Origin of the sequence: Rhodopila sp. (genome assembly GCF_035548235.1) — a bacterium.
Taxonomy (GTDB): domain Bacteria; phylum Pseudomonadota; class Alphaproteobacteria; order Acetobacterales; family Acetobacteraceae; genus Rhodopila.
In genome coordinates, this window is record NZ_DASZTJ010000014.1 from 1 (window position 1) to 21593 (window position 21593).

Sequence of the window (21593 nt, forward strand, 5' to 3'; positions counted from 1 at the left end):
GAGTCCTTCGATGACGGGCGTCAGCCGCAAGGCCTCGTCCACGGCCGCGTCGCTTCCGCCCCGGTATGCCCCCAATCGTACCATGTCGATCATGTCCGCATGAAGCGACAGGATCGCCCGCGCGCGCCGAACCAGCGCCGCCTGATGTTCGTTGAGGCATGTCGACGCCAGCCGGGAGAGCGACCGCAGGACATCGATCGCCGGGTATCTGCCGCCCTCGGCGATTCTCCGCTCCATGACGATATGACCGTCCAGGATGCCTCGCACCGCATCGGCGACGGGCTCGTTGTGGTCGTCGCCTTCGACCAGGACGGTGAACAGGCCGGTAATCTGGCCGGCGGTCCCTTCGGGAGACGTTGCCCCAGGCCCTGCCCTCTCCAGCAACCTTGGCAGTTCCGCAAACACGCTCGGCGGATAACCCCGCGTCGCCGGCGGCTCCCCAAGCGACAAGCCGATCTCCCGCAGGGCCAGGCAGAAGCGGGTTACGCTGTCCATCAATAAGAGGACGGACTTACCCTGATCGCGGAAAAACTCCGCGACGGTCATGGCGGTGTACGCGCATTGGCGCCGCATCAAAGGCGGTGTGTCCGACGTCGCGACGACCACGACGGCACGCGCAAGCCCCTCTGCCCCCAGGTCGTCCTCGATGAACTCTCGCACCTCTCGCCCGCGTTCCCCGACCAGCGCGAGCACCACGACATCGCATGCCGTGCCGCGGGTCAGCATGGACAAGAGTGTCGACTTTCCCACGCCGGAGCCGGCGAACAGGCCCAGACGCTGACCTTCCCGGCACGTCGCGAACAAGTCGAGCGCCCGGACTCCCAACTCGATGGGAGGGCCGACCCGGGCCCGTGCGTTGGCGTCCGGCGGCAATACACGCGTCGAACGTGGCGCGGGTCCCCGCAACAGAGGTCCGCACCCGTCGATCGGATGGCCGAGCGGATCGATCACCCGGCCGAGCCAGTGGCCTGAGGGGAAGAGTTGCGACTGCGACTGGGTCAGTAACTCGACCGGCGTTCCCCCGGCCAGGCCCTCGACCGGGTGGTATGTCATCGCCTCCACGCGGTCGCCTTGGAATCCGATGACTTCTCCCGCGACGCGCGAGCCGCCTCGGGAAATGAGGTCGAGCCTGTCCCCGATCGCGGCTGTGTCGCGAAACCCTGCCAATTCGACCACCAATCCTCGCACGCTCGAAACGCGCCCCAGGAGAGGTGCGTGGCCTACTGATTGGATTGCGCCCCGCGCCGAGTCAAGCCTTTCCTCGAGACTTAGGTGTCTTTTTTGCATTATATTTTCTAAATAACGCCCATGTATCCTGTTGGTTCTGATTCCGAAGACCCAGTTTGCTGGTCAATCGTAAAAATTACACTAATATGTTGAAAACCATTTGGCGGATGACACGCTATAGTGGTATAGCCTGTCCACGACGTTTCGAGGAAGTGTTCAATGCGCGTCCTGCTGGTGGAAGACGATCTTATTGCGGCTCGCGGCATCACGCTGATGCTTAAAGCCGCGGGGGCTGTTGCCGATCAAACGGATAGCGGTGAAGACGCTCTCGAACTCTTGCGTCACTATGAATATGACATCGTTCTTCTGGACCTCGCCCTTCCCGATATTGAAGGGTTCGAAGTCGTCCGCCGCATGCGTATCGCACGCAACGATACGCCCGTCCTGATCCTTTCAGGCGTGACGCTGCCCCAGGCCCGGGTGAAGGCCCTAAGCCTCGGCGCCGATGATTTCATCACCAAGCCGTACGATCGCGCCGAGTTGCTGGCGCGGATGCAGGCGATCGTCCGCCGCAGCAAGGGCTTCAGCCAGCCCACGGTGACCGTGGGGCGCCTGGCGTTGAATCTCGACAGCCGCGAGGTGTCGATCGATGGCAAGATCGTCCATCTGACCGGCAAGGAGTATGCGATCCTGGAGCTTCTGGTGTTGCGGAAGGGCATGGTTCTGACGAAAGAGGCGTTCCTGAACCATCTTTACGGCGGCATGGATGAACCCGAAGTTAAGATCATCGATGTTTTTGTCTGTAAGCTGCGAAAAAAGCTCACCCTCGCCGGCGGTGACGGGATCATCGGGACGATCTGGGGTCGTGGCTATATGATCAGGGACCAGGGCCCGGCACGTGAGACCGGCCAGGTTGCCGATCAGGTATCGGTCCCCCGATTTTCCCCGGCGTAAGATCTCTCCGTCGCGTCGGCCGGCGGAGCGGTCAGGGACACATCTTCGGTTTCTCGCGTCCTGACCCGCGCTACTAGGCATGGTGGGAACGTTTCCAGTTCTCTATATGCCGGGTGATGCTCAGGCGTTTCATCAAGATGCACGGTTGCGGCAACGACTTCGTCATATTCGACGAACGCGTCAGGCCGCTTGACCTCGATACGTCTTCCTTCGCGATGCTGGCGGACCGGCATCGCGGGATCGGATGCGACCAACTGATCTGCCTGAAAAGCGACGCCCAGGCAGATGGCCTCATGCAGATCTACAACGCGGATGGCAGCGTGGCTGGGGCCTGCGGAAACGCGACGCGCTGCGTGGCGGACATCATCATGCGGGAGAAAGGGACAAGCGCAGCGTCCATCAGGACGGCGGCCGGCCTGCTTCACGCACGGCGCCTGGCGAACGGGCAAATCGAAGTCGACATGGGACCAGCCCGGCTGGATTGGGATGCGATACCGCTCGCCCGTCCCATGGACACGCTTCACCTTGCGCTGCCGGGAGATCCGGCGGCGGCCAGCATGGGCAATCCCCATGCGACGTTCTTTGTCGACGACCTTGAAGCCTGCGATATCACGGGTCTGGGGCCGCGCTACGAGCATGATCCCTTGTTTCCGGAGCGGGCGAATATCGGCTTCGCCCAGATCCTGGATCCATCGACCATCAGGCTGCGCGTGTGGGAACGTGGGTCTGGCTTGACGCTGGCCTGCGGCTCCGGGGCCTGCGCGACCGCGGTCAACGCCGCCCGCCGTGGTCTGACCGGCCGCGCAGTTCGGGTCATCGTGGACGGGGGCACCCTCGATATTGCATGGCAGGACAACGGGCATGTTAACATGGCCGGAGACGCTACCATGGTGTTTACCGGGGAACTCACGTCGCCATGAGTGTCGAGGTACTCACATTCGGCTGCCGGCTCAATGCCTACGAGAGCCAAGTCATGAGCGATCTCGCGGCCGGGTCCACCAACACGGTCATCGTCAATACCTGCGCGGTGACGGCCGAGGCGGAACGCCAGGCCCGGCAGGCGATCCGCAAGCTGGCCCGCGAGAGACCTGACGCGAACATCGTCGTCACCGGATGCGCCGTCCAAATCAACCCGGCCGCCTGGCGCAACCTGCCGAACGTGACCAGGCTGCTGGGCAACAGCGACAAGCTCAAGCCGGAAAGCTGGACGCCCGACGCGGGGTCGCTCGTCACGGACATTCAGGCCGCGCGAGAGACCTCCCCCCATCTCGTGACTGAATTTTCTTATCGAGCGCGCGCGTTCGTGCAGGTGCAGCAGGGCTGCAATCATCGCTGCACGTTTTGCATCATCCCGTTCGGCCGCGGCCCCAACCGGTCCGTGCCGATCGGCGCCATCGCGGAGCAGGCAAGGACCCTTACGCTTCAGGGATACCAGGAGATCGTCCTCACCGGTGTCGACATAGCGTCTTTCGGCGAGAACCTGCCCGGCGAACCGACGCTGGGCCAGATGATCCGCCGGGTGCTGGCAGCCGTACCCGAATTGCCGAGGCTTCGGCTCTCCTCGATCGATCCGGCGGCGATCGACGACGACCTGTGGCGCTTGATCGCCGAGGAACCCCGGCTGATGCCGCATTTGCATTTGTCGCTTCAGGCGGGCAGCGACATCATCCTGAAGCGCATGCGGCGGCGGCACCTGACATCAGATGCTTTCGCCGTCATCGAAAAGGCGCGCCGCCTCCGTCCCGGCATCGCGATCGGGGCCGACCTGATCGCCGGCTTTCCGACGGAGACGGAAACCGCGTTCAACGAGACGCTGCGATTCGTGCAGGACGCCGCCGTCCCATACCTGCACGTTTTTCCTTACAGCGAACGTCCCGGCACGCCGGCGGCGCGGATGCCGCAGGTTCCCAAGCCGGTTCGCAAGGAACGGGCTGCCATCCTTCGCGCGGCCGGTGACGCCCAGGCATACGCCTATTTGCGATCGATGATCGGAACGACGATTTCGCTGCTGACTGAAACGGAAGTCACCGGACATTCGGAGCACTTCGCGGTGACGTCCCTGACCGCGCCCGTGCCGTCCAACCGACTTGTCAGTGCCGTGGTCAGGGATGTACGCGATACGACACTGCTGGCGGAGGCAGCCTGATGGCCTTAGGGGGTCTCTTCTCACGCCTGAAGGAAGGACTGTCGCGCAGCACGCAAAAGCTGTCTGGCGGCATAACCTCTGTCTTCACCAAGCGGCGCCTCGATGACGAAGCGCTGGAGGAGCTTGAGGAACTGCTAATTGCATCCGACCTCGGAACGAACGCGGCAAGCCGGGTGATTGCCGGTTTCCGGCGGTCCCGGTTCGGCAAGGAGGTCACGGATATCGAGGTGAAGGAGGCGCTGGCTGAAGAGTTGGCGGGAATCCTGGAACCCGTCGCCCGGCCCCTGGCGTTGAACCCCGATCTGAAACCACAGGTCATTCTCGTCGTTGGCGTCAACGGCACCGGAAAGACGACGACGATTGGCAAGCTTGCAACGACGTTCCGCGCGCAGGGCAAGAAGGTTGTCATGGCGGCGGGCGATACGTTCAGGGCCGCCGCCGTCGAACAGTTGCAAGTCTGGGGTGAAAGGGCGGGAGCCGCCGTCGTGGCCGGGGCCGTCAATGCCGATGCCGCGGGCCTCGCCTACGACGCCTTGGCGAAGGCGCAGAGCGAAGGGGCCGACGTCCTGCTGATCGACACCGCGGGCCGCCTGCACAACAAGGCCGCGCTGATGGATGAGTTAGCCAAGATCATCAGGGTCATCAGGAAGATAGACCCCACCGCCCCGCATGACGTCCTGTTGGTGCTTGATTCGACCACCGGCCAGAACGCCGTCCAGCAGGTCAAGGTGTTCAAGGAGATGGTCGACGTCACAGGCCTTATCGTCACGAAACTGGACGGAAGCGCTCGGGGGGGCGTCGTCATCGCGCTCGCCGAGACGTTCGGCCTACCGATTCATGCCGTGGGCGTCGGGGAGAAAGCGAACGACCTGCGGCCGTTCGACGCCAATGATTTCGCGCGCGGTCTCGTTGGTATGGAAACCTGACGGCACGCCTTCAACCACCCACGCGCTCGTCCGAATTCACGCCAAGTTGCTTGAGCTTTCGGTGCAAGGCCGAACGCTCCATGCCGACAAACTGCGCTGTCCTGGAAATATTGCCGCCAAATCGCAGCAATTGCGCATGCAGGTATTGGGTCTCGAACAAGTCCCGCGCCTCCCGCAGCGGCAGGGACATGATATCGGCGGCAGGATCGATATTCAGAAGTGCGGGGGCCCTCGATCCGATCTCCGGCGGCAGCATATCCGCCCGTATCGGGTCACTGGCGGTGCCAGGGGCCATGATCAAGAGCCAGTCCATGAGATTGCGCAGTTGCCTCACATTTCCCGGCCAGTCGTAGGCTTGAAGTGCGGCCAACGTGTCAGCCGAGAGGTTACGGACCGGAATTCCGGAAGTCTCGGCGGACCGAGCAATGAAATGCTGAGCCAGGCTTGGCACGTCCTCCCGCCGCTCGCGCAATGCCGGAACGCGCATGGGAACGACAGCCAAACGATAATAGAGATCCTCGCGGAATCGTCCCGCGGCGATTTCCGCCTGCAAGTCCCGATTCGTCGCCGACAGCACACGGACGTCGACTTTCACCCGAGAGCTTCCGCCAACGCGTTCGAAGGTCTGATCCTGAAGAGCACGAACGATCTTGCCCTGCGTCTCAAGCGGCATGTCCGAAACTTCGTCGAGCAGGAGCGTTCCGCCGTGTGCCCGCTCAAGGACGCCGGCGCGGCGAGGATGCGTCAGCGGGTCGGTCCCCGCCTCCAGGCCGAACAGTTCCTCTTCGAAGCGCGCCGGATTGAGCGTGGCGCAGTTCATGACCACGAACGGCCCGCCGGCGCGCCGCGAGCGGGTGTGTATCATCCGAGCGACGACTTCCTTGCCGGAGCCGGCCGGCCCGAAGATCATCACGCGGGAACCCGTTGGCGCGACCCTTTCGACCTGGGACCGAAGCTGCCCGATGATCGGCGAATCACCTGTCAGCGTAGCTTCCGGGCCAGCCCGCAATCGAAGCTCTGCATTCTCTCGCGCCAGCGACGCCGCTTCCAAGGCCCTGCGCACCACGAGGAGCAGGCGGTCCGATTGAAAGGGTTTCTCGATAAAATCGTAGGCGCCATGCTGGATAGCGCCGACAGCCATCTCGATCGTGCCATGTCCCGAAATCATGACGACCGGGACGTGCGGTTCCTCCCCATGCAGCGTTTCCAGGATGCCAAGCCCGTCCATACGCGAGCCTTGCAGCCAGACATCCAGGATGACCAGTGACGGACGCCGGGCGCGGAAGGCCGTGATCGCCGCGCTTGCGTCACCGGCCCCTCTGGTTTCATAGCCCTCATCCCGAAGAATGCCTTCGATCAGCAGGCGGATGTCCGGTTCGTCATCGACGATCAGTATGTCATGCGCCATGTGCAACCTGCCTCAGATCGCCCTCTAGAAGCCCCTTCAGGCGATGCCTCGGCAGTCTCAGCACGGCTACCGCTCCCGGGCCGTTCGGATTGTCACCAAGAGCTATCGCACCCCCATGGTCTTCCATTATCTTTTTCACGATCGCCAATCCCAATCCAGTGCCCTTCGGCTTGTGGGTGACATAAGGTTCGGTCAATCGCGAGCGATCGTCCTCGGGCAATCCGATTCCATCGTCAGCCACCGTGATTTCAACATCCTCATCATTGTCGCTGACAGTCAACTCGATCACCCCTGCTCCTTCCCGCATCGAAACCGCATCGGCGGCGTTCTGCAGAAGGTTGGTCAGTGCCTGCCGCACCATCCGCCGGTCGCAGGGTGCCACCGGTCCATGCTCCGGAATCGATACGTTCCAGACGATACCGGGTCGTGCCGTCTTTTGTAAAACCAGCGCCTCCCTCGCGATGCGACCGATGTCATCGGGTTTGATGATCGGCTGCGGCATGCGCGCGAACGCCGAAAATTCATCGACCATCCGGCCGATATCGCCGACGTGCCGGATGATGGTGTCGGCACACAGCGCGAACGTTTCTGGATCAGACTGGATTTCCTTCGCGAACCGCCGCTTGAGGCGTTCGGCGGACAATTGGATCGGGGTCAGCGGATTTTTGATTTCATGGGCGATCCGCCTGGCGACATCCGCCCAGGCTGCTTTACGCTGGGCCGCCTGCAGCTCCGTGATGTCGTCGAACGTGACCACATAGCCGTTCGTCCGGCCGGCAGACAATTCGGCGCCGATGCGCACAAGAAGCGTCCGGCGCCTGGTCGAGGGGCCGATCTGGATTTCCGCGGTACATGCCTTGTCCGGTGATCCCGCGACCTCCGCGAACAGAGCGCTGAACTCGGGAACAATTTCCGAAAGCGGACGGCCGATCGCCGTGATCAGATCGAGGCCCAGAAGTTCGTCCGCGGTGCGGTTCGGCAATTCAATTCGTCCCTGGTCATCCAGGCCGATAACCCCTGCTGACACGCCTGAAAGAACGGTCTCCGTAAACCGCCGTCGCTCGTCGATCTGGCTGTACGCATCCATCAGTTCGGTGCGCTGCGCGGCCAACTGTCCCGTCATCCTGTTGAACGCACGCGACAGGCCGGCCAGTTCGTCGCCGGTCGCCGCTTCGTGAACCCGCACCTGCAGATCGCCGCTCCTTACGCGCTCGGCGGCGCTGATCAGCATGCCGACCGGGCGCGCGATCTGATTCGCTATCACAAGACCGATCAGTCCAGCCGCCAGGAGGACCAGTAAGGCGACGATCGCGAAAATCCACGCGAAGGCGATCTGAAGCCATGAGCGGTTTTCATCGAGCCTTTGATATTCGGAGACCGCGGTCTCGGTCCGATGCATATACTGCAGGATCGACGGATCGATCGGACGGCCGATCATCAGCATCAGGGGCGGGGTCGACTCCAGCCGAACCACGGCCCGGACACGCGTACCGTCGCCACCGTTCAGGACCACGACATCGCCCCGCAGCGCTTGCTGGGTCACGGACGCTGACGGCGGCTCGACCCCCAGTCCGACAAATATGCCGGCTGCTGCGAGAACCTGGCCGGTGGTCGGTTCATAGATAACGGCTTCGGTCAAACCGCGCAGGGTGGTTTGCGTATCGAGGACCTCGGCGAAGACAGTCGGATCGGCGGACAGATAGCGCCCTGCCCGTGCCAGATCGTTCGCCATCTCCAGGGCAACCGCGCGGATATTGTTGCGATGCTCCTCCAGGTACCCCCTGGAGACTTGGAGCGACCCGGACAGCGCTTCGCGAACGGGATCGTTGAACCATGCTTGAATGCCAAAATGGAAAAACGCCACCGCAAAGCATGCGACAACGATCGTCGGCGCGACGGCGACGCCGCTGAAAAGGAGGACGAGACGCACATGGAGTCTCGCGCCGGCGGAACCCCGCCTTCGCTCTACCCAGACCCGGGTCAACCGACCGCCGAGCACTGCCCCGAGCATCAGCAGAACGGAAAGGTTCGCGAGAACGAGGCCAACCGTCACCCCCGGCTTCCACCCCAGGGGCGATCCACGAGCCAAGATGATGAAGGTCGCCAACCCCACCATCAGCGCGAGGGTAGTCAATACAAGAGTAGCGACCTTGCCGAGCAGGATATCTGCCACGCGACCGATCAACGATACCTTGCGGTTCGGCAGCTCCGGCGCAGGGAGCTTGCCTCGCTCAGTCAGGTCGATATCAGCCTGTTCGCTTGCATGGTCTGCCATCAGCGAGACCTCACATTCTCTTACATCAAGCCGCGGACGACCGGAATCTCAAGGTCCCTTATCTTCTTTCGCAGCGTGTTCCGATTGAGACCCAGCATTGACGCCGCTTTTATCTGGTTGCCGCGCGTTGCTGCCAATGTCAGCCGAATGAGAGGTCGCTCCACTTCAGCAATGATCTTGTCATAGACGTCGTTGATCCCGATCCCATCGTTGTGGGCAGCCAGGAATTCCTTGATGTGCCTCTCGACCGCACTGGACAGGGTTTCGGGGCCCGAGGCTTGGTTCGTTGGCGAGGGCGCGCCTACGGCAGGCGCCGGGTCCAGCAGTTCGGCGGCGATCACGTCGGCGTTGATCACCTCCTCCGGGCATAACGCGGCCAGGCGGCGCATGAGGTTCTCAAGCCCCCTGACGTTTCCCGGCCAACTGTGCTGCTTCAGCCGATCGACGGCCCCTTGGTCCAAGCTCTTGGACGGCAGGCCGTCTTCGCGCGCGCGCTCGAGGAAATGACGCGCCAGAAGAGGAATGTCCTCGGCCCGCTCCCGGAGCGGCGGAAGACGAATCGGTACGACGTTCAGGCGATAGAAGAGATCTTCGCGGAACTGGCCCAACCTGATCGCGTTGCGAAGATCACGGTGCGTCGCCGCGATGATCCGGACATTGGCCTTGATCGGTTGACGGCCGCCGACGCTGGTGAACTCACCCTCCTGCAGGACGCGCAGCAGACGCGTCTGCGCTTCCGGCGGCATATCGCCGATCTCATCGAGGAACAGCGTTCCACCGTTCGCCTGCTCAAACCGTCCTTGCGACCGGTTCGTGGCGCCGGTGAATGCTCCCCTCTCATGGCCGAAAAGTTCGCTTTCTATCAGTTCGCGAGGGATCGCCGCCATGTTGATGGCGACAAACGAGCCGCTCCTCCGCTTTCCATAATCGTGCAGTGCCCGGGCGACCAGTTCCTTGCCCGTCCCCGACTCGCCGTTGATCATGACCGTCAAATCGGCGGTCGTCAGTCGCGCGATCGTCCGGTAGATCTCCTGCATCGCGGGACTGCGACCGATCAGGGGCAGCCGTTCTTCCGAGTCCTTTTGTTCCGCCGGCGCCACCATCGGCTCCGGTTGCTGTGCCAGGGCGCGGCCGACGACGGATAGCAGTTCCTTCAAATCGAAAGGCTTGGGCAGATATTCGAAAGCCCCGCGCTGCGTTGCCTTGACCGCGGTCATCAAAGTCGATTGCGCACTCATGACGACGACGCGCAGATCAGGCCGTACGCGCTTGATGCGGGGAATGAGATCCAGGCCGTTTTCATCAGGCATGACAACGTCGGTGATAACGAGATCACCTTCCCCGTCCTCGACCCAGCGCCACAGCGTCGCGGCATTGCCGGTGCTGCGCACCTGGTAGCCGGACCGTCCCAATGCCTGTGTCAGCACCGTCCGAATCGATCGGTCGTCGTCAGCAACCAAAACTGTCGGTAACGTCATTGATCGCCTTCTTTCTCGGTGACGACGGGCAGGTGCAAGCGAAACTCAGTGCGTCCAGGCCTGCTATCGACCTCGATCAAGCCGCCATGATCACCGATGATTTTCGCGACCAGCGCGAGACCAAGGCCACTGCCGGTCGATTTGGACGTCACGAACGGTTCAAACAGATGGGGCTTGATGTCTTCGGGAATGCCCGGTCCGTTGTCGCGAACCGCCACAAACAGCGGCAGGTCCAGGCGACTGGCGCTACCCGGGACTGCGATGCGCATTCCATGCTGGAAACCGGTGGCCAGGGTGATTTCGGGGCGATGGATACTTTCCTGCGTCACAGCCTCGGCCGCATTTTTCACGAGGTTCAGAACGACCTGGATAAGTTGGTCCCGATTGGCCCAGACAGGGGGCAGCGAAGGATCATAAAGCTCCTGGAACTTGATATGCGCGGCGAAGCCGGTTTGTGCGAGCTTCCGGACATGCTCCAGCACGCGATGGATATTCACCGCGGTCCGAGCGATCGGCTTCTCCCCGAAGGCATCCATCCGGTCGACGAGCGCACGGATCCGATCCGCTTCGTCGCGGATCAGCTCGGCCAACTCCTTGTCCGAGGCTGAAACGCTCGTCTCCAGAAGCTGCGCCGCCCCTCGGATACCGGACAGCGGGTTTTTCACCTCGTGCGCCAGGATCGCCGCCATGCCGCTGACACTGCGGGCCGCGCCGCGGAACGCCAGTTGCCGATCCAGGGCCCGTGCAGCCGAGGCGTCCTGCATCACGAGCAGGACGACGCCTGGTTCTTCCGGCAGCGGCGATCCCTGCACCGTGATACCACGCTTGTTCAGGCGGGGACTTTCGAGATTCAGGTCATGGTCGATGATTGTCGCTTCGCTCGCTCTCACCTGATCGATCAGCAGGAAGATCGGGTTGTCGCCCGGGACGATATCCGCGAGGCGGAACTGCGCCAGACTCGCCGCCGAGATACCGAGAAACTGCTCGGCTGCGTTGTTGACGTAGCGGAACCTGTTTTCGGTATCGAGCAGCATCACAGGAACCGGGAGCGCCCCCAGGATTGCCGTCGAGTCGACGTTTCGCGCCCGTGCGGCCTGGGACCGGGCGACGCGGGATATCAACGCGCTCATGCCGCGACGGCCATGGGTTGGGGGGTGTCCAGGTCGCCCTCGGCCCCGTCGCCCTGGGCGGTTCGGCTGCGACCTTCGGGAATCCGACGCTCCCCGCGGGCAATCAAGGGGTCAAAGAAGCGATCAAGCAGCGCCTCGACCGCCGCCGCATCATCGAGTCGATTGATCTGAGCCCTGAAATCGGCGGCCCCTGGCAACCCTTTCGAGTACCAGGACAAGTGCTTACGCGCCATCCGGACCCCCGGTCCCACGCCAAAGTGGCTGAGCATCATTTTGAAATGAGTGACGATCGTGGATTTCTGGAGATTGAGGTCCGGTTCCGGCAGGCGGGTACCGGTGCGCAGAAAATGCGCCGCCTGCGCCAGGAACCATGGCCGCCCATAGCATCCCCGGCCGATCATCACGCCGTCGGCACCGGACAACGCCAACGCGTCGGCGGCATCCTGTTCCGTCAGGATGTCGCCATTCGCGATCAGCGGAAGCGTCGTGGCCTCACGGACTTTCCGAATGAACCGCCAATCGGCTGCCCCGGTATAGAATTGCTGGCGCGTGCGTCCATGGATCGTGACCAACCGGATACCCGACTGCTCCGCGATGCGTGCCAACGCCGGCGCGTTCAGGCTGTTGTGATCCCACCCCATGCGCATTTTGAGTGTGACCGGTACTGGAACCGCACGGACCGTCGCTTCCAGGATCCTGCCGGCCAGGGTTTCGTCCCGCATCAGCGCTGACCCGGCCGATTGCCCAACCGCCACTTTTTTGACCGGGCAGCCGAAATTGATATCAATCAGGTCAGCCCCTTTATCGACCGCGATTTGCGCGGCCTCCGCCATTGCAAGAGGATCGCAGCCAGCCAGTTGCACCGCGGAGACGCCGCCGCAGCCATCGATCTCGGCCATATCGAGTGTCCTGCGGTTTTCACGGATCATCGCCCAAGACGCGATCATCTCGGAGACGACCATGCCCGCGCCCAGCCCCTTGGCGATCCGGCGGAACGGAAGGTCCGTCACGCCGGACATCGGTGCCATGATGACGGGGGTTTCGATTTTGATCCCGCACCCAAGATCGATTGGCTGAAGCCGAGCCGGTGTGATGTGCGAACGACAGTTGCCCATGATTTGGGCAAACTAGCGACACGACCGCGGAAGCGCAATCGCTGAAACGGACGTCAGGATGCGTTTTTATGACACACCGAAGTCGGCCTGACTGCTCCTTCAGCAAGGTGACCGGTGTTGATGTTCACGCAGTCGTGTCATCAAAGGCCGGCTCCATTGGGAGCCGACGAGTCCGGCGGGGGAGCGATCATCGTCCCCCCGACCTTGAACACGGCCAATCCCCGTCGCACACGGCCGTCGGCCGTCAAAACGACCAACCCGTCGGAGCCAATGAAGCCACTCGGCTGGGTCAACGCGGTAAGGAGAGAGCCGGAGCTGGTTGAGGCATAGCGCCCAATGAGCGCCGCATCGTAAGCGACATCGGCGATCTGAGGTGGCGCGGCGCCATAACGATCCTGATAGTCCCGGACGAAGCTAGCCCGGATAGTGCTGTCGGGCGCCGCATACCAGGCCCCTGGAACAGCGCCCGAACCAGAGGCGCGGTCAGCCCAAAGGGATGGGCCAAGGATTTGGACGGCGCCTCTATCGACGTCGTAATAGGGCAGGACCGCGGCTATCTCCTGCAGGGCATCGCCGGTGTCGGCCAACAGCAGCGCATCGAACGGAGGCGGCGGAATTCTCGATCTCTGGAGATCCGCGATCTGTCGTCGTGCCTCCGCTGTGCCTTCGTTCTTCAAGCTTTTGATCCGGGCGTCGATCGGTCCGCGCCGGCCGGCGTAGTCGGACAAGTCACGTATGGCGGCGGTGATCGACGACATCCCGGCGGCATGCATTCGTATCTGGGCGTTGGGGAGACCGTTGCTTTGGAGAGCATCCTGCAATGCGCTCGCCATCACATGTCCGAAGTCGGTATCGGGGAGCAATGCCGCCAACTGCGTATGACCCTGGGCCTGGACTGCGGCGACAAGTCGACGCACCTGCTGACCAGGGGATATCCCCAGCGGCCACACGCCCGGTCGGGCCTGGGTCGCGTCATTGGTAAATGCGAGAACCGGTATGCCTGCCGACTGCGCCGCCGGCGCGACTTGGGCCGTTTCGGCGGAGGTCAACGGCCCAAGGATCACGCCATCCCCGTGAGAAACGGCGGCGCTTACCGCGTTGGCGGCGCCCGAGGGCGTTCCGGCAGTGTCAAGGACATCGAGGGACGAACCGGCCTCCCCTTGGAACGCCAACTGAGCCGCCTGAAGCAGGATCGCGCCGACGCCAGCATGTGGACCAGTCAGCGGCAGCAGGATCGCGATATGCCGCGCCGACTGGCCGGAACCCGGCCCCCCGTTGGCGCCAAGTACCGTGGGCCTTGTGGAGGAAGACTGGTAGCCGTACCTGAAATTCGGGTTCTCCGACGAGCAGGACGCCAGCGCCAGGACCCAGATAAGGAAAACAGATGCCCATCGCCCCATCGGCCGAAGCTCCCGATGATCTTAAGGACGGCCAACCCGTCCTGCCGAACGGCCTTTTGCTGGTTTCTACGCCGATCGGCAATCTAGGAGATATGTCAGAACGGGCCCGATTCTGTCTGTCGCAATGCAATATGGTCCTTTGTGAGGACACACGCCGCACCGGACGGTTGCTTTCCGCCTTTAACATTCACGTTAAAATGGAAGCGCTGCATGATCACAACGAGGAGGCCCGCATCCCCGCCATCCTTGCGCGGCTGAAGGCGAACGAGCGGATCGGCCTGGTTACGGATGCCGGAACCCCTGTCGTCTCCGACCCTGGCTACCGCCTGGTGCGTGCCGTCGTGGCTGAAGGGTTGAACGTCAGCGCCATTCCCGGCCCGAATGCCGCGATCACGGCGCTCACGCTTTCGGCATTGCCCCCTGCCCCGTTCCTGTTCCTAGGGTTTCCCCCTGCGCGCCAGGCGGCACGCCGCGCTCAGTTTTCGCAGATTCGATCCGCCGAACGGGCCGGTCTTGCGGCGACGCTGATCTGGTACGAAGCGCCGCATCGCCTTCTGGAGACCTTGGACGATCTCCTGGCGGTGTTCGGTGATCGGCCGGGCGCCGTGGCACGGGAACTGACGAAGCGGTTCGAAACCGTCCAACGTGGCCGCATCAGCAGCCTCTTGGCGCATTTCCGGCAAGAGATTCCTCGGGGAGAGATCACCGTGCTGGTGTCGCCCCCGGAGGATGACGATATCGAAGATCTGGATGGCCAGTTGAGGCGGGCCCTGGCGACCCAGAGCGTGAAGGACGCCGCCGCCCTGGTCAGCGCCGCAACGGGGCTGCCCCGGAAGACCGTCTATGCCAGAGCGCTCCAACTGGCGGCGGAACAGGGCCCCAGGTAATCAGCCTTGGCCCGAAAGACAGTTTTTTGCCCAGGTAGCGGCTTCGGAAACGACAGGATCGGGGTCCGATCGCAGTGTCTCCGCGATGGGGATCAACGAAGCGTCTTCGGAGTTTCCGACCGCTATCAAGACGTTTCTGACAAAACGGTCCCGGCCGATCCGCTTTATCGGCGAGGCTGAGAATTTCTCCCGGAAGCGCCTGTCGTCCAGCAGCGCCAGTTCCCCCAGCGGGGGTTGGACGAGGTCCTGCCGGGCAAGGAAAGCCGGGTCCGCCGCAGGCCTGGCAAACTTGTTCCAGGGGCATACCGCGAGGCAATCATCACATCCGTAGATACGGTTGCCGATGGGCCTTCTGAACTCCAGGGGAATGGGGCCCCGATGTTCGATCGTCAGGTAGGAAATGCACCTTCGCGAGTCGAGCCGGTACGGCGACGGAAACGCCTGCGTCGGACAGACGCTCAAACAGCTTGAGCAGGACCCGCAATGATCGGACTCCGCGTCGTCGGGATCGAATTCGGCAGTGGTGTATATTTCACCGAGGAACAACCAGGATCCATGGGATCGAGATACAAGGTTGGTATGTTTGCCTTGCCATCCGATGCCCGCATGCTGCGCCAGCGGCTTTTCCATCACGGGGGCCGTGTCGACAAATACTTTAACGTCGCAGCCCAATATTTTCACGATCTGCTGTGCCAGATGCTTCAATCGTCCTTTCAGCGTATCATGATAGTCCCTGTTCCTGGCATAGACGGATATGTTTCCCGCGGATTTCGATTCCAGGCCTTCCAGGGGGTCGGTCTCCGGCGCATAGCTGAGGCCTACGACGACGACGCTTCGAGCGTCGGGCCATAAGGACTGTGGATGGCTGCGCTGTTCGGTTCGGTCTGCCAGCCAACCCATGTCGCCATAGAAGCCGGCCTCTATGAAAGTTCCCAGTCGCTCACGGGCGGACTGGGGCAACGCGGCTCTGCAGAAGCCAACCGCCTGGAAGCCGAGGCTGAGCGCATGCTCCCTGATAGTCGCTCGCTTTGCCTTGGACTGCTGGGAGACTTTGGGACCAGTTGGCATCGGGACCGTTCGATCGTGTCAACCGCGTCCTCGGTACATCGGAACGTCTTGCGCTGGTATCCAGGCGGCGTCCGGAGGAGAACCCGATTGCCAAAAGACGTCGATCGGTATTCCCCCGCGGGGGAACCAATAGGCGCCAATCCGCAGCCACACGGGGCTGAGCAAAGCGACAAGCCTGCCGGCGATGTCCATCGTGCACTCTTCATGAAACGCCCCGTGGTTTCGGTAGGACGCCATGAGCAGTTTGAACGACTTGCTTTCGACGAGCCAGTCACCGGGAACATAATCTATGACGATGTGGGCGAAATCCGGTTGGCCGGTCAGTGGGCAGACCGATGTGAACTCCGGACAGGTCAAGCGGACGACGTAGTTCGTTTGCCCTGCGCGGTTGGGGATCCGTTCCAATTTGGCTGACGCAGGATCCTTGGGCAACGGGGCGGCGCGGCCCAGCAGGGTTAAATGATCATGAGATGTGTCAGACATGTCGACCTCCCTCATTCGACCAGCCGGCACGCACCGTCTCTATATAGAGGTCGAGGGCCCCTTCCCGAATGGAATTTCGAAGGCCTGCCATAAGATCCTGATAATATGTAAGATTGTGCCACGTCAGCAGAACGGGACCGAGCATCTCGTCGGCCCGGAACAGGTGATGGAGATACGCTCGGCTGTGCCGCCGGCAGGCAGGGCAAGAACAGGCCGCGTCGAGAGGCGCGGGGTCCGTGCCGAACCGCGCGTTTCTCAGATTGTGAATCCCCGTACGCGTGAAGGCGCGCGCCGTGCGACCCGCCCGGGTCGGCATCACGCAATCGAACATGTCGATCCCGCGCCTCACCGCCTCCATGATGTCGTCCGGCGTCCCGACACCCATCAGGTACCGAGGCGCTTCCTGTGGAAGGCGGCACACCGTGTTTTCCAGGGTATGCAGCATGGCCTCCTGTCCTTCCCCGACCGCCAGGCCACCGATGGCGTAGCCGTCGAAACCGATACCTCTCAACGTGCTGGCGGAACGGTCCCTCAGATCCTGAAACACGCTCCCTTGCACGATGCCGAAAAGGGCATATCCCGCTCTTTGCTCGAATGCCTCTCTGCAAAGAGCCGCCCAGCGCATGGAGAGTTCCATCGAGCGTTCGGCAACCTCCCACGTGGAGGGGAACGGGGTGCATTCGTCGAGCACCATCGTGATGGTTGAATCGAGCAGCCGTTGGATCTCCATGCAGCGGGCCGGCGTCAACCGATGCTGGGATCCATCCACATGGGACCGGAACGTGACGCCGTCGGCATCCAGTTCCCGCAGCCCCGATAGCGACATAATCTGAAAGCCGCCGGAATCCGTCAGGATCGGACCGGGCCAATCCATGAAGCGATGAAGCCCCCCCAGTTCAGCGATCCTCTCGGCCGTTGGACGGAGCATGAGGTGGTAGGTGTTCCCGAGCACACACTCGGTCCCTGTCGCTCGCACGGCGTCCGACGTCATGGCCTTCACGGTCCCTGCCGTCCCGACCGCCATGAAGGCCGGGGTCTGCATGTCGCCGTGAGCTGTCTGCAGGATGCCGGAGCGCGCGGCTTTGTGTGTCGCGGCGATCGCGAAGCGGAAACCTGATTGTGAGGGGAGAAGGTTGGACATCACGGTATCCGTAGGGCGAGCCGGCCATGCTGCACAAGCCGTTTGGTTTTTTTCCTGTTTCGGGAATTTTGTCTTGACCAAACGCCCCAAAATCGGCTATGAAAATGGGTATGATGGCGACGCGTTCGTTGGAACGTCTCCGACGCTAGGCTGAAACGGCCTATCGCCGTCTCGCTTCTCCAGCAAACAGGTTGGTTGGATACCATCGAACGAACCATCTTTCGAAGGGCGCACCTTCGCGGAACCTTACTTGCCTGGGTTGAAGAGGCACTCAAGGATCTAAACTATCACCCGGCCCGCCACCACAGGTTGTTGATTGCGGAGCTTGAAAAGCTGTCGTGCGGCGTTTTCGACCGGCTTATGGTTTTGATGCCGCCGGGTTCAGCCAAGTCCACCTATGCTTCAATTCTGTTTCCGACGTGGTGGTTCACGCAGCATCCCAAGACGTCCATTCTGGCGGCGTCTCATTCCGCAGGCTTAGCGGAACAGTTCAGTCGTCGCGTCAGGACGCTTATCGATACAAACAAAAATTATCTAGGTTTTCAGTTGAAAGCGGGCCACGCTTCCGCAGCGGCCTGGGCCACGACCTCTGGCGGAGAATACGCCGCGCTTGGCGTGCGAGGTCCCATTGCAGGCCGGCGGGCAGACTTGGTCATCATAGACGATCCGGTCAAGTCGCAGGCTGATGCGGACAGCATCCGTCAAAGGGACCATATTTGGGAATGGTATAAAGCCGATGTCTCGCCGCGCATAAAGCCGGGCGGCAAGGTCGTGCTGATCATGACGCGCTGGCATCCTGACGATCTGGGAGGTCAGTTGCTGCGCCAGCCCGAAGACGACTGGCGCGTACTGCGCTTGCCGGCGTTGGCGGAGGAAGAGGATCCACTCGGGCGTGAGGTGGGGGAACCGCTGTGGCCCGATTGGGAGGACCATGCCGCGCTTTCACGCAGGCGTGCCCTTATAGGGGAAAGGATCTGGTCCGCACTGTATCAACAGCAGCCCGTTGCGGCGCAGATGCGCTTGTTCAACGTTGAACGAATCACCGTATTGGACGATGTCCCACCTGCTGCCTCCAACTCCGTCGTCCGGGCATGGGATTTGGCAGCAACGATCAATGTCGGTCAAAACGATCCGGATTGGACAGTCGGTCTCAGATTGCAACGTGACCGCACCGGTCGCCTCATTGTGGAGGATATCGTTCGGCTGCGTGGCACACCCAGTCAGGTCGAGGATGCGATAGTTCAAACAGCACGCTCGGACGGACGAAACGTGATCATCTCCCTTCCGGAGGATCCGGGCCAAGCCGGCAGGAGCCAGATTGCGTACTTAACACGGCAACTGGCTGGGTTTCACGTCATTGCGACGCGCGAGACTGGCTCAAAGGTCGCCAGAGCCACGCCACTCGCATCGCAGATCGAGACGGGCAACCTGCTGATTGCCAGAGCGCGCTGGAACGCAGAGTTCGTCGACGAACTACGAACCTTTCCGTTCGGACGCAAGGACGATCAGGTCGACGCGCTGGCCAGGGCGTTCACGACAGTCATCGAACGGGGCGAAAGCACACGAACCCTGCATCATTCTCTTTTAGTCAGATAAGATGACTTATCTTCTTACAAGCAAGACATCATATGTTTGACACACTTTCGGATCTGGTACCGTACGATACGGACTATCCGCCGCGCGTCCAGAAGCTGGACCTCCTCAATCGGGTGCTGGATGGGACGATCTACAATGTTTTGCCATATCATTTCCATGAGGAAAGAAGCGCGGCGGGCGAATATATACCGCTGCGCCAACGACGGCCGAGCGTGCGATATCCGCTATGCAGGACTGTCGTAGAGGATAGTGTCTCTCTTCTCTTCAGCGATGGACATTTCCCAACAATTCACAGCAACGACGTCGTCGTCCAGGACGCTCTGGCATCCATCATCAAGGAAATCCACCTCAACAATACGATGATCGAAGCCGCTATCCGGGGCTCTGTCGGATCGGTGGCATTGCTGCTGCGCATCCTGCAGGGGCGTATTTTCGTTGATGTCCTGGACACGACCTACCTGACCCCCAGTTGGGACCGTCAGGCACCTGACCGCCTGGCCAAGGTAGTGGAGCGGTACAAAGTATCCGGTTCGGTCCTTGAGTCGAACGGTTACGAGATTGACGATCCGGACGTCGATTATTGGTTCACACGTCAGTGGGATGCGTCCGCGGAGACATGGTTCATGCCTCGGCAAACGACAGAGCCGGGTCCTGACATTATCGACGAATCGCGATCGGTCACCCACAAGATGGGCTGCGTCCCGATAGTCTGGATCAAGAATCTGCCTGGTCGTTCGACAACGGGCGATCCGGCAGACGGAGCATGCACATTCTCGGCCGCCATCCACTCACAGGTCGAGATCGATTATCAGTTGAGCCAGGTGGGCCGTGGCCTGAAGTACAGCAGCGACCCCACGCTACTTTTGAAAGATCCTGCGTTACCTGATGGCGAGCTCGTCAAAGGGGCCGGAAACGCCCTGATTGTTTCGGACAAGGGAGATGCTCGTCTTCTTGAGATTGGCGGTACTGCCTCTGCGGCAGTCATTGAATATGTTCGGACGCTGCGGGAATTCGCTTTGGAAAGCATCCATGGCAATCGGGCAAGCCCAGAGCGCTTGATGGCGGCCCAGTCGGGTCGGGCCCTCGAGCTTCTGAACCAAGGATTGATTTCATTAGCTGACAATCTCAGGACCAGCTATGGCGAAAATGGGCTGCTTGAGCTGGCGAGACTGATCCTTAGAGCTTCCCAGGCCTACAATCTCACGGTCTTCGGCCAAGATCTTCCGCCCTTGGATCCCGGAGCGTTTTTAAATCTCATGTGGCCCAGGTGGTACCCGACAACCGCCGATGACCGCCAGAAAGACGTGCAATCGCTGGCGTCTCTCACATCGTCCGGGCTGCTCAGTCGAGATGTGGCCCAGCATCTGATTGCTGACATCTATGATCTTCATCCGATGACTGTGCCTGACGAAGGTGCACCGTAGACGTTTAGCGGTAAGGCAAACAGCGACCATTCGCTGGCCGCGCAGATGAACCATCCCTGGAAGGGTAAAGAAAGATTGAAACAATGAATTTGGACGACGCCGAACCGGCTGAGGCGGGCGCCGGCACTGATCAGGACGCTGAGCCCGATGGTCGGGATGCTTATCAGGCACTTCGTAACGAATACGAAGCACGTCTTCTTCAGGCCAACCTGCGTACCGAAGCCGTCCGAGCCGGAATGATTGACTTGGATGGTTTGAGGTTGATCGATCCGACGACGGTCAAATTGGATGAGAACGGCAACATCGTCGACGGCAAGGTCCTTATGGCAGGACTACGAAAGAAGAAGCCCTGGCTGTTCGGGTCGATGTCGTCATCCAGCATAACCCGTCCACCCGCCTCGGCGCCAGCGCGGCCGAAAATGGCGATGGAGATGTCCGATGAGGAATATGCGGCCGCTCGCGCTGCTGTAACCAGGTACGTCCCCTGATCGGAATCCCGTGTTTTTTATCAGATAGGTAATATCATCGATGTCTATCCAGAATTTTCCTGCCGCGCTGCAGCCCATCATTCAGCAAGGGTTCCTGGAGCGAGAATTTTCCCAAGCCCTGAGGTCTCGCCTAGGGTACCGAGCGTGCGCTGACAGGGTAGTCATCGCCGCCGGGATTGGTGAGACGCTGACGAAAACGCGTGCCGGCCTTAAACCCGCAGTCGTGACGCCGCTTGCGCCGGCCACAAATACCAACCTGGATAACGGTCTTACCCCTACGACCTGGGGCGTTGAGCAGTATACGATATCCATGAACCACTACGCGGCAACGACAGACCTCAACGTCGTGACGGAGCGCGTTGGTATTGCGTCGCAATTTTTGCAGAACGCCTATGTCAATGGAGAGCAGGCCGCACGCAGCCTGGACGAACTGAGCCGTAACGCTCT

General features: G+C 61.5%; 18 protein-coding genes and 1 pseudogene. 9 read left to right on the plus strand and 10 right to left on the minus strand.

Annotated elements, in window-relative coordinates; all coding sequences use genetic code 11:
- A partial coding sequence (locus tag VHB27_RS00675; protein WP_325596647.1) for a FliI/YscN family ATPase occupies nucleotides 1–1287 on the minus strand: 1287 nt, incomplete at its 3' end.
- Between the two features lie 159 nt (nucleotides 1288–1446).
- Here VHB27_RS00675 and ctrA point away from each other — a divergent pair.
- From ctrA to ftsY, 4 genes are all read left to right on the plus strand, one after another.
- Nucleotides 1447–2181, plus strand: a complete 735-nt coding sequence (gene ctrA, locus VHB27_RS00680) for a response regulator transcription factor CtrA (protein ID WP_325596649.1) — start codon at nucleotides 1447–1449, stop codon at nucleotides 2179–2181.
- A 116-nt stretch (nucleotides 2182–2297) separates the two neighbouring features.
- Nucleotides 2298–3101, plus strand: a complete 804-nt coding sequence (gene dapF, locus VHB27_RS00685) for a diaminopimelate epimerase (protein WP_325596651.1) — start codon at nucleotides 2298–2300, stop codon at nucleotides 3099–3101.
- Entirely contained in the window at nucleotides 3098–4327 is a 1230-nt protein-coding gene (mtaB, locus tag VHB27_RS00690) for a tRNA (N(6)-L-threonylcarbamoyladenosine(37)-C(2))-methylthiotransferase MtaB (RefSeq protein WP_325596653.1), read from the plus strand. The genes dapF and mtaB overlap by 4 nt, the downstream gene beginning before the upstream one ends.
- On the plus strand, nucleotides 4327–5253 hold the full coding sequence (gene ftsY / locus VHB27_RS00695) for a signal recognition particle-docking protein FtsY (RefSeq protein ID WP_325596655.1): 927 nt from the start codon (nucleotides 4327–4329) through the stop codon (nucleotides 5251–5253). Before mtaB ends, ftsY begins: the two co-directional genes overlap by 1 nt.
- A 10-nt stretch (nucleotides 5254–5263) precedes the next feature.
- Here the strand turns inward: ftsY and VHB27_RS00700 are convergent, their stop codons facing one another.
- From VHB27_RS00700 to VHB27_RS00725, 6 genes are all read right to left on the minus strand, one after another.
- Nucleotides 5264–6661 (minus strand): sigma-54-dependent transcriptional regulator, encoded by a 1398-nt coding sequence (locus VHB27_RS00700; RefSeq protein WP_325596657.1) that lies wholly within the window; start codon nucleotides 6659–6661, stop codon nucleotides 5264–5266.
- Nucleotides 6651–8936 (minus strand): sensor histidine kinase NtrY-like, encoded by a 2286-nt coding sequence (locus VHB27_RS00705; protein WP_325596659.1) that lies wholly within the window; start codon nucleotides 8934–8936, stop codon nucleotides 6651–6653. The genes VHB27_RS00700 and VHB27_RS00705 overlap by 11 nt, the downstream gene beginning before the upstream one ends.
- Nucleotides 8937–8956: 20 nt before the next feature.
- Entirely contained in the window at nucleotides 8957–10414 is a 1458-nt protein-coding gene (gene ntrC / locus VHB27_RS00710; RefSeq protein ID WP_325596661.1) for a nitrogen regulation protein NR(I), read from the minus strand.
- Nucleotides 10411–11544 carry a two-component system sensor histidine kinase NtrB gene (locus VHB27_RS00715; protein ID WP_325596663.1) on the minus strand — a complete coding sequence of 378 codons (1134 nt, stop codon included), beginning with the start codon at nucleotides 11542–11544 and terminating at the stop codon, nucleotides 10411–10413. The genes ntrC and VHB27_RS00715 overlap by 4 nt, the downstream gene beginning before the upstream one ends.
- Nucleotides 11541–12659 (minus strand): tRNA dihydrouridine synthase DusB, encoded by a 1119-nt coding sequence (dusB, locus tag VHB27_RS00720; protein WP_325596665.1) that lies wholly within the window; start codon nucleotides 12657–12659, stop codon nucleotides 11541–11543. Before dusB ends, VHB27_RS00715 begins: the two co-directional genes overlap by 4 nt.
- A 140-nt stretch (nucleotides 12660–12799) precedes the next feature.
- Nucleotides 12800–14059: a penicillin-binding protein activator gene (locus VHB27_RS00725; protein WP_325596667.1), complete on the minus strand. Its 1260-nt coding sequence runs from the start codon at nucleotides 14057–14059 to the stop codon at nucleotides 12800–12802.
- Between VHB27_RS00725 and rsmI the strand changes: the two genes are divergently transcribed.
- Nucleotides 14044–14946 carry a 16S rRNA (cytidine(1402)-2'-O)-methyltransferase gene (gene rsmI / locus VHB27_RS00730; RefSeq protein WP_325596669.1) on the plus strand — a complete coding sequence of 301 codons (903 nt, stop codon included), beginning with the start codon at nucleotides 14044–14046 and terminating at the stop codon, nucleotides 14944–14946. The genes VHB27_RS00725 and rsmI overlap by 16 nt on opposite strands.
- Here rsmI and queG read toward each other — a convergent pair whose 3' ends face one another.
- The 3 genes from queG to tgt are packed head-to-tail and all read right to left on the minus strand — an operon-like array spanning nucleotide 14947 to nucleotide 17638.
- Nucleotides 14947–16014: a tRNA epoxyqueuosine(34) reductase QueG gene (gene queG / locus VHB27_RS00735; RefSeq protein WP_325596671.1), complete on the minus strand. Its 1068-nt coding sequence runs from the start codon at nucleotides 16012–16014 to the stop codon at nucleotides 14947–14949.
- 18 nt (nucleotides 16015–16032) lie between these two features.
- Nucleotides 16033–16497 carry a preQ(1) synthase gene (gene queF / locus VHB27_RS00740; RefSeq protein WP_325596673.1) on the minus strand — a complete coding sequence of 155 codons (465 nt, stop codon included), beginning with the start codon at nucleotides 16495–16497 and terminating at the stop codon, nucleotides 16033–16035.
- The gene (tgt, locus tag VHB27_RS00745) at nucleotides 16490–17638 is read right to left on the minus strand and encodes a tRNA guanosine(34) transglycosylase Tgt (protein ID WP_325596675.1); all 1149 of its coding nucleotides are present in this window, start codon (nucleotides 17636–17638) and stop codon (nucleotides 16490–16492) included. The genes queF and tgt overlap by 8 nt, the downstream gene beginning before the upstream one ends.
- A gap of 195 nt (nucleotides 17639–17833) precedes the next feature.
- Here tgt and terL point away from each other — a divergent pair, with 195 nt between their 5' ends.
- The 4 genes and pseudogenes from terL to VHB27_RS00765 all read left to right on the plus strand — a co-directional run.
- On the plus strand, nucleotides 17834–19234 hold the full coding sequence (gene terL / locus VHB27_RS00750) for a phage terminase large subunit (RefSeq protein ID WP_325596677.1): 1401 nt from the start codon (nucleotides 17834–17836) through the stop codon (nucleotides 19232–19234).
- Between the two features lie 32 nt (nucleotides 19235–19266).
- Nucleotides 19267–20658 carry a hypothetical protein gene (locus VHB27_RS00755; RefSeq protein ID WP_325596681.1) on the plus strand — a complete coding sequence of 464 codons (1392 nt, stop codon included), beginning with the start codon at nucleotides 19267–19269 and terminating at the stop codon, nucleotides 20656–20658.
- An 83-nt stretch (nucleotides 20659–20741) separates the two neighbouring features.
- Entirely contained in the window at nucleotides 20742–21146 is a 405-nt protein-coding gene (locus tag VHB27_RS00760) for a hypothetical protein (protein WP_325596683.1), read from the plus strand.
- 40 nt (nucleotides 21147–21186) lie between these two features.
- A pseudogene (locus VHB27_RS00765) lies at nucleotides 21187–21593 on the plus strand (DUF4043 domain-containing protein); the annotation flags it as partial.